General features: G+C 37.7%; 11 protein-coding genes. All 11 read right to left on the bottom strand.

All coding sequences use genetic code 11. The features are described 5' to 3' along the window. Positions 1-60: 60 nt before the first annotated feature. On the bottom strand, positions 61-390 hold the full coding sequence (locus MKX39_RS19570) for a hypothetical protein (protein WP_340771588.1): 330 nt from the start codon (positions 388-390) through the stop codon (positions 61-63). 45 nt (positions 391-435) lie between these two features. Next, complete coding sequence (locus MKX39_RS19565; protein ID WP_340771587.1) at positions 436-825, bottom strand: hypothetical protein; 390 nt, start codon at positions 823-825, stop codon at positions 436-438. Between the two features lie 340 nt (positions 826-1,165). Then, the gene (locus MKX39_RS19560; protein ID WP_340771585.1) at positions 1,166-1,678 is read right to left on the bottom strand and encodes a hypothetical protein; all 513 of its coding nucleotides are present in this window, start codon (positions 1,676-1,678) and stop codon (positions 1,166-1,168) included. A 142-nt stretch (positions 1,679-1,820) separates the two neighbouring features. Beyond that, positions 1,821-4,010 (bottom strand): ATP-dependent helicase, encoded by a 2,190-nt coding sequence (locus MKX39_RS19555; protein WP_340771584.1) that lies wholly within the window; start codon positions 4,008-4,010, stop codon positions 1,821-1,823. 119 nt (positions 4,011-4,129) lie between these two features. Continuing rightward, positions 4,130-5,812 (bottom strand): hypothetical protein, encoded by a 1,683-nt coding sequence (locus MKX39_RS19550; RefSeq protein ID WP_340771583.1) that lies wholly within the window; start codon positions 5,810-5,812, stop codon positions 4,130-4,132. A gap of 250 nt (positions 5,813-6,062) precedes the next feature. Then, positions 6,063-6,488, bottom strand: coding sequence for a hypothetical protein (locus MKX39_RS19545; RefSeq protein WP_340771582.1), 426 nt, complete (start codon positions 6,486-6,488; stop codon positions 6,063-6,065). A gap of 31 nt (positions 6,489-6,519) precedes the next feature. Then, the gene (locus MKX39_RS19540; RefSeq protein WP_340771580.1) at positions 6,520-6,825 is read right to left on the bottom strand and encodes a hypothetical protein; all 306 of its coding nucleotides are present in this window, start codon (positions 6,823-6,825) and stop codon (positions 6,520-6,522) included. A gap of 136 nt (positions 6,826-6,961) precedes the next feature. After that, a complete protein-coding gene (locus tag MKX39_RS19535; protein ID WP_340771578.1) occupies positions 6,962-8,590 on the bottom strand; it encodes a PcfJ domain-containing protein in 1,629 nt (542 codons plus the stop codon). 249 nt (positions 8,591-8,839) lie between these two features. Further along, on the bottom strand, positions 8,840-9,148 hold the full coding sequence (locus tag MKX39_RS19530) for a hypothetical protein (protein ID WP_340764653.1): 309 nt from the start codon (positions 9,146-9,148) through the stop codon (positions 8,840-8,842). 61 nt (positions 9,149-9,209) lie between these two features. Then, positions 9,210-9,467 carry a BRCT domain-containing protein gene (locus MKX39_RS19525; protein ID WP_340764651.1) on the bottom strand — a complete coding sequence of 86 codons (258 nt, stop codon included), beginning with the start codon at positions 9,465-9,467 and terminating at the stop codon, positions 9,210-9,212. A 123-nt stretch (positions 9,468-9,590) separates the two neighbouring features. Continuing rightward, positions 9,591-12,279: GA-like domain-containing protein (locus MKX39_RS19520; RefSeq protein ID WP_445678052.1), on the bottom strand; the 2,689-nt coding region annotated here is incomplete at its 5' end.

The raw sequence follows: 12,279 nt of genomic DNA, 5'->3' as shown, positions 1-12,279 counted from the left end.
CTTCAAAACGATAACAAAAAAAGAGCACCCTATTAAGGCACCCTTCCTTTTACTATAAATTCATTTGGGTAAAGATCCCGCGTAAAAATCTTGACCCAAGCGTCTCTTAATAGCTTTTCTGTGCGATTTATAGATATTGTTCTGAAAAGTTTCCCACTTTGCATGATCGTGTACCCGGATATTACGGTCATTTTCAAAAGGACTATATCTAGAGGAAAATACTTTTTTTCCTTTGTGAAAAACATGTTCTATGAATGCATACTGGTTACCGTTCGGATACCGTTCTTCTACTATCTTCCAATCCTCTAACCACTTTTCCTCCGAAGTTACAGAAGGGAATCCCCAACCCGTTAAACATTCTTTGATTCGTCCTGCAGTCAATTTTTCCATATGAACCATTCTCCTTCTAAACGAAATATACCTCTTTTTAATTTCCTATCGATTCATGACATTATATTTTTTCACTTCCACAAAGGAAGGACTACCTGTATAGTCTTCATGCACTTTCCAGTTGTTCATCCATTCTCTTACTAATACATCAAACGCATGATTGTTCTCTTTCGTATTATTTACGGTAAAAGTCTTGTGTTTAACTAGGACCTGTGAAAATTTAGTATGTGATATTTCTTTATCCCAAGTTATATCTGTATAATCAGACCAATAAGTTCCGTTTGCTGTGATTTGATAATTGACGATCTTATTGTCTAATAGAGCAATACTGACAGATACTAAAGATGGATATTCACTTAACGGTTCTCTTTCATAGTTTTCTTTGTTTAATCCCATCCATGAAAACAAATTTCCCATTATAGTAGACGATTTCAAATAAACAACTCCCTTTAAAGTTTGTTACGGTTCACTTACTTTTTCTACCCGTTTTTTTGTAGGTCAACAAAATAGAGTCCTCGGTTTCAATAATGTTTACGAAAACAATTTCGACAGCAGGGTTTGTTGCGTTCAATTTCTGGTAACTTGCCACTGCATCTAACACGCCTACCCTGAAAAAGCTTCGTCTCCAATGGATTTTCCCCTTTTAATATTGGCTCCGGCCTAACACATTCTCTCCTCTCTACCTGCAGCAAGGATGGTGCTCCTTATTATTCGATTCTTCCTATCATATGCAGTTCGTTTCCGAACAATAAGAAAAAGACGCCTCGAAGGACGTCTAATTTTTATTCTGTCTGGTTCTTATTCTTAATTCGCTAGCTTTGTTTACAAGATTAATTTGTTCTTGATAAATTCGTTGGGCTCTACCAATCGTCATTTCGACAATAATTGGAGCAGTTTCTTTCAGAAGAGGAATTTTCTTATCCAAATACTCATACAGGTATTTTATTTCTTCTGAACTAGGAATAGTAGGTACTAGTGGCAAAGGTAATGGGCCTTTACGTTCAGCTAATGACTCAGGTGTCGCACAAAAGAAACTGTAATCGAATGACTGAGTTTTATTTTCTTTATTCCTTTCGTCGTATGCTCCATCAGTGCCTAGTGTAATTCGGTCAAATTGAATTAGTTGAAGATGTGATGGTTTCCGTTCGGTAGTTTGATAGTAAAGCAACGCTCTTAAAACCTCTTGTTGTGCTAGTTCTTTAATTGCTTTAAATTTTGAATCTTTTGGCTGAGATACATGAATTACTTTGCCTTCAGTTGTAATATATAACCACTTAACACCTGTCATGATTTTTCCTCCAATATACTATTTGTTTGTTGTTCCATGATATGCCTGAGTTTTTGAATTATAAGTAAACGGGCTACGAAGGATGTCGGATGTAGTTGTTCTTTTTGCCATAAGAAAAGACGCCCCCGAGGGACGCCGATTTCTACGCCCTTTTTAAATGGGACGTTAGTATTTTCTTTGGACCTGTCTTAAACTTGCAGACAGCTACATCTTTTCCGTGGAACGCAATAATTGTTCCTTCTTTCTGTCCATGTTTAACGGTATCGCCTACGACGAAATCACCTTGATGTAAAGCAATCTTTGTTGACTCTTTTGCTTTGCTTTTCGGACCTGTTACAGCCAAAGATGGTACTGGTTTTATTGGTTTCGACTCCCATGCCGGTGCTGACTTTTTCTCAGGATTGAGAAGTGCATAAACTTCTGACAAGAAACCACTTGGTCGTACAGTGTCTTCAAATCGCTTGGTATAGCTCATCATGGTTAAATTCTTTTTTGCTCGCGTCATCCCGACATAAAACAAGCGTGTTGCCTCTTCCATATCAGAAACATCTCCTTCTGCCTCTTTCTTTTGGTCTGAACGAGATGGAATAATGCCATCGAGCAAGTCAATCATAAATACATCTTCGAATTCCAATCCTTTGGAAGAATGGAAAGTAGTTAATGTTACTGCATCTTTTCCTTTATTAAGCTTTGACTGTTTCATTGTTTCTTGTAAGTGATCCAATCTAGCAATAAAAGATGGTAAATCTTTTTCTTTCTCCGCAATGATTTCACACATTTCCAAAACTCCAAACAATGATTCTTTTTTCATGCCGAGACGATCACACATTAAACTAATATGATGGTCATATGCAATTGCTTTGCTAGTGCGAATCATTCGTATGGCTTTTTTAGGCTTCACAAACTTCAATCTTTTCGTTTCCTTGTGAAGTGTGTCAACAAGATTCCTTTTCCATGCAGGGGCTTTTTTATTTGCCGCCAGTGCTTCCCACAAATCATCCTCTGGACCGTACTCGTCCAGTGCAGTGAAATCATCTTTCGTCATGTACAATTTCGTCTTTCTTGATATAGCCTCAAATACTTTACGATGCTTGACCTTCGTCACGTATGACAATCGGAAAAAGTTCTTGAGGTCCTTTAAGATGAAATGGTTGAAAAATGAATGAGTTGATTCCTTCTGATAAAATGGGATACCTGCCTTCTCCAAAGCATCCACAATTGCTATAGAGCTCTCATTGTTTCTGTATAGAACAGCTGTCTCTTTGAAATTTTTGTTCTGCTTTATGGCTTTCGTCAATTTCTCAATCTGCTCTTCATACGTCAAGGTAACCTCGATTAATGGTTTTTTATTATGCCCATTATTCGTAAACATTTCTTTCGGATAACGCTTGGTATTTCGCTTGATAAATCGATTAGAAACTTCTACGACTTCTTTTGAAGAACGGTAATTCTGCTGCATGAATAAGATAACTGCCCCAGGATATGCTTGTTCAAAAGCTAACAAGTATTCTGGATCTGCTCCACGCCAAGAATAAATTGACTGATCATCGTCCGCGACTACGCATACATTTCGATGAACACTAACTAGGTGTTCAATGATTCTATGTTGAACTAAAGAAGTATCCTGCGATTCATCCGTCATTACATATTCAAATCGAGTTTGATAAGCTGCTCGCAATTCGGCATCTTCTCGAAGTATTCTCTCCGCATGTGTCAACATGTCATCATAATCGAATAACAGCTGGTCTTGGGACGCCTTATACTTCTCGTAAGCCAAATATATATCTTTCGCATGAGCAGGCTCTACCTGGTCTAGTTCTTTTCCGGACAGCATCCTGTTTTTTACAAACGTAATGTATGTCATGATGCCTTCGATTTCTTCATCTGTAGAGTCCTCGCCATTTGCTTTTTCATAAAGTTCCTTAAGGAGATTCCTCTTGTTAGGATATCCCTGCACACTCTTCTCGTTTGTCTCAATTAAAATAGCCTTTTGACCTGTCTTCTTAAGATGTGCTCGAAAGATTTCATAAGCGAGACTATGAATTGTGGAGAAATGGATACAACCAAGTGGTTGATTAGAAAAAAACTTTTTGAATCGTTCATCCATGTCTTTTGCTGATTCATTCGAGAAGGTAACTGCTAATATCTTCGATGGATCTATCCCTTTTTCTTCTATCAAATACCCAATCCGCATGATGGTGACCGTTGTTTTCCCTGAACCAGGTGATGCTAGTAGAAGTACAGGTCCTTCCGTTGTCACAACAGCTTCGTGCTGTACATCATTTAGATTTACACCTATTTCCCTATTTTTACGTTTGAAAAAATCATCCATTATCCATTTTCCTCCTTACACATTCACCTTTTTAAATTGACTGTTCGTCTCCTTTCTTTCGTTGTCCGTCTATCTTATGCGATTACAAGTCTTTTCATTAGTACAGAAAAGAGGCTGCCCTAGGCAACCCCTTGTTGGTTCTCTTCCAGTTTACGTAAGTCATGTGTTTTAACTATTGCTCCCGATTCTCCCAAATATTCAAGTATAGACGCTACTCCTTCATCTTGAGGATTAGGTAGCTGATTAAATCTCATTTTTACTTCTTCAATCTCTCTCATTCCTGATGAAAACCGAATACACACATATGGCTCATTGTTTTTGTATCCAGTTACCAGATAACAACTCTTCTTAAAAGCTGATTCTCCATATGATGATATGCAATTTGACATATATGTCCCTACATCTACTAACGAATGTGTATCTGGAGCTGCAGTAAAGTAAATATCTCCATACACTCCTGATAATTTATCCTGTTCTGCTTTCGTATAAACAATCTCCTTGTTTTTCACACGCAGTTTACGGTGGGTAGACGCAAGTAAATCATGCACCTCTACAATAGAATAACCTTCCACCTTTGGCAGTAGCAAATCGGTTTCTTTTACCCCAATCTCTCGAATAATTTGCTTATACATTCCCAAAGAATCATTTACCTCGCGTGCAATAAAATTGATTGAACGAGACTTGCTTAACAGAGTTACTTTTCTATCGAAATCTTCTTGACTACGGAAGAACTGTTTTACAAATCGCATTCTTAACCTTTTTGAATACGACGGTGCTACTAACATCACCTGAGCATTTCTATCCGAATATCTGCTCGATTCTTTTTGTAGCGATTCACATATCGTTCGGAACTGATCCTTATTGGATATCATTGTCAAAATGTCCGTTTCAGTGTCTAAGTTCGTATGATTAACGGACTCCAGTATACTTAGTGACCGTCCTGTCAGAGCTGGAAACAATGCTTGCATCAATTTTATACGATTTCCACCTTCTGCAATATCTCTTTTCTCTTTACTAAACTTAGAGGCAGGAATCAATCTCCCTGTGTTAATCAAGTGTGGGTTTGCTAGCAGTAAAAAACATTGGGCTAGCTTTTCCGATATGTTATTCCAACTGCCCTTTGGAAATGGTGCCAGTTCTTCTAGAGCACGTTCCTTCAGTGCATAGTCTGGTAAAAGACTTGTTAATCTCTCCATCCATTTGCCAAATTCCTGGTGGATATCCTCTTGTTGCAACGTTAAGCTTTTTTGTTTAAGTCTTTTTGCAAATTCTATTAAATGTACCATTGCCTCATATCCTGGTTTCCCTACATACCTTACCTGTTTATTCTTCTGATCACCTTTTACATAATAAGTTTTCCCAGTTGCTAAGTTCGTCGTAATCCTAAATTTTTCACTCGTGCTATAAAGATGTGACGGTTTATACTGATTTGTCACCTTATCCTTGAAGTGTCTCACTTGAAACGAATTAATGATTAACACAAGAGCAAACTTATGGTCGTCGTTAAAGTATTTGATGGATGCTAACGTTTCTATAAAGTTTTGTTGTATATTATTGCATCCACATGCCATACACCCTTTATCCTGAAAGATTTTTATTATTTGATGCTCTTCTTTAGTCAATGTTAACGAAGTGACCGCACCGCAATCACAATAGTTTGTCCCCTTGTTACTCCATTCCTTATTTCTAAAGTGTCCAAAAAGATCGTGGTCATGTAATTTCCCAGGCACATGCTCTACTTCCAGTATTCCAAACAATCCCTTTTTATCTTTTTTTGCCGGTTTTTCTAGTACGAATTCCATTATTTTTCCTCCTTTTTATTTGCGAATATTTCGCTCCTTATTACTCGATTCGACTATTATATGCAGAAACAATACAGAACATAAGAAGAAACATGATTGCCCCTCCTTTTGTCATTTCTAGGTCTTTCTTCATTTTATTTCGTGATTTTAGAACTTTAAAATTTATAGAAAAGTGTCGGATAATCTGTCTTTCTTGTTAGCAACGAGGAAGATTCACCAACTAAAAAAGACGCCGAAGCGTCTCTGTCAATTAATCATCTGTAGTAAGTTCAAAAGATTCCTCTTCAGTTATTATTCCTTTTTCGACTGCTGCTTTTCTTATTGCTTGTTCTAATGAAATATAGACAAAATCTGTTCTCGTAATAATCCAAGCATCGCCTCCGACATAACGGTATCCTTCTTGACCCGCTGCAGTAACGATAATTTTCTCTTCTTGTATCATATGTTTTTGGAGAATACTAACCATTGATTCTTCGACTTCATCAATAATGTCCCCATCTAGGTTATAAATATCTCGACTCACATACATAAAGTGACCACCAAATAGAATGAATTTACCATCCTTTTCTTCTACTCTTAAATCTTCAGTATTAACTTCTTTTATTTCTTTCAAAAAAGCTTCCCTGTCTTTTACTTGGAAGTATGATGTTTTTGACCATATATTTAGATTTGCCATTAAATATCCATCTCCATTTCTATTATTTATCCTATATTAAATTGTTTTCTTTATGTTCTTCCTCTACTTTAGTAATGAAAGCATCCACATTCTGTTTCAAATCATCAAAAGCAACTGCCCATGCGTCAACTTGTTCTGTCTCTTGGTTTCCCTCGAACTCTACAATGCTATTACGTTCTGCCGTTTCCAAGCGAATAAACGCAGTTTCTCCATAAACATCTGTTTCTTCATACGTGAATTTCCCATCAGCAAAACAAAGTGTTTGTGTCGCCATGGAATCTACCTCCACATGAAATTCCTTAAAAAAGTTTTCCAATTGTTCTACCGTTGCCTTCATCAAGACCACTCCTTTTAATAGAATTATTCCTTTTTCAATGACAGTAAAATACTGTTCCTTTTTTGCCATTTGTCTATTCTATTCATTTAAGTCTGCTTTGATAATTAATAACAAAAAAAACACCCGAATGGGTGCCTTATGCGGAAATAGCTACGGTCGTACTTAATAACCGCAAATCATGACAATCAGTGTTGTATCCGGCATTCGTTAAATAATCAAGGTATTCTTTTAATATTACAGCTTCCACATCTTCATTTTGAACTATGCGATTAAATGATTTTTTCACTTGTACTACTTTTCGCATAGCTGGAACTATTTCAATGCAAACGATTGGCTTATCTCCCTCATATGCTGTTGCAATAATAACCTGCTTATTCACAGCCATTTGTCCATAACTTCCTACACAAATATTCATTCTACTGCCAATATCCACTAGTTCATGAGTATCTAATGCGAGACGAATATCCAGATTGCCAATACTTACTTCTAGTTTTTTCTCCGATTCCTTGTACTCGATAACCTTGTTCTCCGTTTGGATTTTCCTTATCATTGAGGACAACCGATCATGTACGTCTTTTAAATTTTCACCTTTTTTAGGAACTAACATTTCTTTACGTTCTTCTTTGTTAAAGCCTTTATATAACATATCGAACATTCTCAATGAGTCTATCAAATTGCTATTAGCGGTGGAATAAGAACGCTCGATGGAGCTTTCCAAAACCCTTTCAAATTGTTCTCTCTTAGCAAACATATAACGAACAAATCTCTCTTTTAAAGTTGGAGAATATTCCATTTTGTAAGTTGGCGTGATTGTCTCTCTCCAGTCATAAGTTTTGTTTTCATTAATGACCACATTCAAAACTCTCTTAAAGATATCTTTGTTGTGGAACATTGTAAGTGTTTCCATGGTTATCATTTTCCCTTGTGAAAGCAATTCGTCTAACTTCTTTATAGATTGTTTTCCACTTCCAGGAAACATCCCTTTTAAAATTCCCTTTTTTCCTTTTGCCTCCTGTAGCATTTTACGCGTACGTTGGCTTTCCGGAATGAACATATATTGTTCTGTATGTTGATGATATTTATTTGCGACAAACGCTAATTTTTTGATGACTAAGTTAAAGTCATCTCCTATAGAGGTGAATTGCACAGGAAGCAAAACTTGTATATAGTCCGACCATTTTTTTAGTTCTTCCTCATTCGAACGTACAAGCATTGACATATATTCAAGTCTAATATTTAAACCTACAGATGCTTGCCCTGCATAGAACACGCGATTTTTTGATACATCTACGAAATAACTCTTACCTGTTTTTTTATTCGTGTTCAGTACGTAGTTATGAAAGATTGCTACTACCCGACTATTTATTGGGTTGATTCCATCATAAGGAGCTTTCACAAAACCATAAAAGTGACCAGTTACTACAAGTCGTACATTTTCTTCGTTGTCATATGCATGAACCCCGTGCGTGATATGAGACATCTCTTCAAAGAAACGACGGTTTCCGCATTCTGGACATTCTGTTTCTTTAATAATGTCATATGCCTCATTCAATTCTCTAATATTCTTCTGAAGCCCTACTTTGGGAATATGGGTCAGCTGAATTTTGTTTACAAGACGGTAAGTAGCTCCGCATCCACAGTAGTACGTGGCTTCTAGTGAACTATACATATCCTCGTTCACATTTTCCCACTGTATATCCCCTCTATATACACCAAAAGAACCTACTTTCTCCTTATCTCTTTTTCTAACAACCGTGTATTCCATTCCATTCTCCTCCTTAAATGAGCTTGTGGCTCTCCTTTTTAATTGATTCTGTACATCTTATGCTCGAACTCTTCTATATATCACTGGATATACTTACAATCTTTTTCTTGGAACAACAAGGAGACATATGCTAAAATAAAGAAGAAGATAGTTTTAATCCAAATGTCTCCATTTTGGGGGCATTACTAGACTTTTATCCTTAAATCAAGAAGAGAGAAGCTATTTGCTCCTCCCTTCTTTTTTTAGTTCTTATTCGTAATGAAATACAACTTCTTCTTTATCGAGCTTGATGACTCGTTTATCCACTAAACTCTCCAACGGTTCACCTTCCCGTAACATCGTAATTAATGTATCTTTGTCGATATCCTCCAATTGCCACTCTATATACGCTGCTTCGTTTGGAAATAACACCAGATTTCCCTCTTTTAGCTCTACTTTCGCTTTTTCTAAGCTCCAGTTGTACTTTTTCGCCATTACTTCCAATTCTTCTTCTTTTAAATCCCATATTGTCCGTAAAGCAGATTCATTTTTCAAGACCTCTTCTGTTCTTTGTTCCATCAATAAATCACTCCTTTTTAATATTAGTATTCAATTCTTTATCTAAATAATATTGATTAAATTACCAGTATTGTCCCATCATCTGTTGATAGTCTCCCTCACTGAGAATCGTTATGCCCATTTCTAATGCCGATTTATGCTTCACAGTACCGAACACTGCTGGTCCCATAATTAAATAATCGGTATTTCTATTTACCTTATTGTTCACAATGCCACCAAGCGATTGGATTTCTTCTTCAAAGTACATACGTTGTCGAGAAAGCTTTCCGGTAATCACAAAGACCTTTCCTGCAATTAACGAGCTGTCATTTCTACTCATACAATTTCCTCCTTAATGGATGAACAAGTCATCTCCTTTTTGTGTAATCACTTATCTTATGCAGTAGGAGTAGACTTCATAATGAAAAAGACCACTCCTGGAGGAATGGTCAAAGTGTGTTGTTTAGTTCATAACCGCATCGAGTCTTGCTTGAAGTTCCGTTCTTTCTTTGCTATTAGGAAGTTTATTGATAGCCTCCTGTGCACGCGTGAAGTACGGGTCACGCTTGTAGCGTTCTGCGAAAGTAACTTGTTGCTCGGCAGCCTTTAGAAGTGCTGGATCCACGACTGGTGCTTCAGGTCCCGTAGCGATTGCATCTTCAACCGATTGGATCCTTGCTTCAAGAGCCGTTTTATCTGGACCATCTTTCAGCTTGGAAACCTTCTCCTTAGCATCTGTTAGGTATGGTTCTCGCTGATGCAATTCCGCAAGTACTACAAGCGATGTTGCTTCCGTCAGAAGTGCTTTTTCTGCTTCAATCTCTATTGCGTCTTTGACTGCTTGTAAACGTCCCATAAGCTGAGTCTTCTTCAGACCATCTTTGAGTTTATTCACACTTACGTAAGCCTCTGTGAGATACGGTTCGCGTTTAGTTGTTTCAGCCGAAACCACTTTACTTTCCGCTTCCAGCGTAAGTTTTAGCTCTGTGATTCTTTCCGCAAGCTCGGTTTTCTTCAGACCGTCTGGTAACAGCAGAATTGATTTTTCCGCAAGCGAAATATTGTAGTTCGTTTGCATGCGTTCAGCCTGTTCCACTGAGCTAATTGCTTTTTGAACCAATTCAATATTTGTGATTCTGTCGATTAATTTATTTTTTTCTATACTGTCTGGAAGCAGAGAAACAAGCTCTTTTGCTGAATCAACTTCTGCTTTTGTAGAGTTATCATCTAAATTCTCCACAGCTTCTTTCGCATTTTTCAAAAGTACCTCTTCGTTGTTTGCCTTTTCTACTACTGCTATTCTGTCGAGCAGCTCAGTCTTCACTTGACTATTTGGCAACGCCTCTGTAAAATGACGTGCTGTTTGTATATCCACATCCAGTTTTGTTTCTTCAGCCTTGATAACAGCTGCTGTTGCTAGTGCGATTCGTTCAGCCAAAGCTTTCGCATCTTCGATTGCTTTTTGAACGACATCCAATCGATTATTCAGGTTGGTTTTCTCGGTACCATCAGGAAGGTTGTTCACTAGTGAACGGGATGCATTAACATCTGCTTGTGTTTTAGAATCTTCTGCTTTTGTTACCGATGCAGTTGCTGTTACAATCTTCTCAGTAAGTGTAATTTCCGCTTGTACAGTATCTAAACGATTTGTCAGATTCGTTTTATCTGTTCCAGTAGGAAGTGCATTTACAAGGGTTTTAGCTGAATTTACATCTGCTTGTAACTTCGAACCTTCTGCTTTTAAGACTGCTGTAGTAGCAACTGCGATTTGAGTAGCTAATGCTTTCGCATCGTCAATTGCTTTTTGCACGACATTCAAGCGATTTGTTAAGTTCGTTTTCTCCGTACCTGTTGGTAGAGAATTGACGAGTAAAAGAGATGCGTCTAGGTCGGCTTGCAACTTAGATCCTTCTGCTTTCACGACAGAAGTTGTTGCTGTAGCTATTTTATCCGCAAGTGTAATTGCCCCTTGCACAGTGTCTAAGCGAGTTGTTAAGTTTGTCTTCTCTGCTCCCGTTGGCAATGCATTAACAAGCGTACGTGCCGCAGTTACATCAGCTTGTAGTTTAGATCCTTCCGCTTTTACTACTGATGCCGTTGCTGTTGCAATTTGTTCTGCTAAAGCTTTTGCGTCATCAATTGCTTTTTGTACTGTATCCAAGCGAGTGATTAAGCTATTTTTTTCCTTGCTTGATTTTAATGCACTTACTAGCGTACGTGCAGCTGTTAAATCTGCTTGCAGTTTAGATTTCTCCGCTTTCACAACTGAAGATGTTGCTACGGTTAAGTTAGCAAGGTCAATTTCTGATTGTGTAACATCTATTCGAGAAGAAAGCCTATTCCGGTCTGTTTCTTTGGCCAATTCATTCACAAGTAAGCGAGCATTGTTCACATTAACTTGTTGTTTTGTACTTTCCGCCAGTTCAACCGCTTTTGTTGCTTCTTCTAATTGATACTCATATGCAATGGCGTCTGAAAGATTTTCTTCTGTATCATTTTTCAAATCTGACTCTGGTAATTGTTCAACTAGGTCAGTAACACCAGCAAGTTCACCACTCTCAATCTTTTCCCATATTGTTTCAAGGAGTTCAATGATGTCTAGTACATCTTGTACATATTGGGCAACATTTGCACGGTGTGCCCCATTTAACAGAGTTGTCGAATCATCAAAGATGCTATTCAGTGCATCTCTCATTGCTAGTACATCTTCTTTCGTTCCTTCTCCAGTGAGCAAGTAATCTTTCATATTTGCAAGCTCAGTCATCATATCGGTATACACCCCATTGGATGCATCGATCTCTGTTTGCACGGTATTCAAACGATTCGTCAAGTTGGTTTTCTCCGTACTAGCCGACAAAGCGTTGACTAGTGAACGAGAATCGTCTACATCCACTTGTTGTTTCGTTCCTTCTGCTTTGATTACCGATGTCGTAGCTGTTGCAATCTGCTTCGCTAAATCAATAGCTTCTTGAACTGTATATAAACGAGCTGTTAAGTTCGTTTTTTCTGTGCTAGTAGGCAATGCATATACGAGCGTAAGTGCCGATGTCACGTCTACTTGCATCATTGAACTTTCTGCTTTCAATACGGATGCCGTTGCTGTTGCAATTTGGTTGGCTAATGCTTGTCCATCGTCAATTGCTTTTTGTACT

It is taken from the genome of Psychrobacillus sp. FSL K6-1464 (genome assembly GCF_038003145.1).
Taxonomy (GTDB): Bacteria; Bacillota; Bacilli; order Bacillales_A; family Planococcaceae; genus Psychrobacillus; species Psychrobacillus psychrotolerans.
The sequence above is the reverse complement of the archived record's forward strand: the minus strand, read 5'-3'. Positions and strand labels throughout refer to the sequence as shown.

Bases quoted from the DNA above. Each gene is read 5' to 3' on its own strand.
- MKX39_RS19560 (WP_340771585.1), bottom strand. From the start codon at position 1,678: ATGACAGGTGTTAAGTGGTTATATATTACAACTGAAGGCAAAGTAATT.
- MKX39_RS19540 (WP_340771580.1), bottom strand. From the start codon at position 6,825: ATGAAGGCAACGGTAGAACAATTGGAAAACTTTTTTAAGGAATTTCAT.
- MKX39_RS19530 (WP_340764653.1), bottom strand. From the start codon at position 9,148: ATGGAACAAAGAACAGAAGAGGTCTTGAAAAATGAATCTGCTTTACGG.
- MKX39_RS19535 (WP_340771578.1), bottom strand. From the start codon at position 8,590: ATGGAATACACGGTTGTTAGAAAAAGAGATAAGGAGAAAGTAGGTTCT.
- MKX39_RS19525 (WP_340764651.1), bottom strand. From the start codon at position 9,467: ATGAGTAGAAATGACAGCTCGTTAATTGCAGGAAAGGTCTTTGTGATT.
- MKX39_RS19570 (WP_340771588.1), bottom strand. From the start codon at position 390: ATGGAAAAATTGACTGCAGGACGAATCAAAGAATGTTTAACGGGTTGG.
- MKX39_RS19545 (WP_340771582.1), bottom strand. From the start codon at position 6,488: ATGGCAAATCTAAATATATGGTCAAAAACATCATACTTCCAAGTAAAA.
- MKX39_RS19555 (WP_340771584.1), bottom strand. From the start codon at position 4,010: ATGGATGATTTTTTCAAACGTAAAAATAGGGAAATAGGTGTAAATCTA.
- MKX39_RS19550 (WP_340771583.1), bottom strand. From the start codon at position 5,812: ATGGAATTCGTACTAGAAAAACCGGCAAAAAAAGATAAAAAGGGATTG.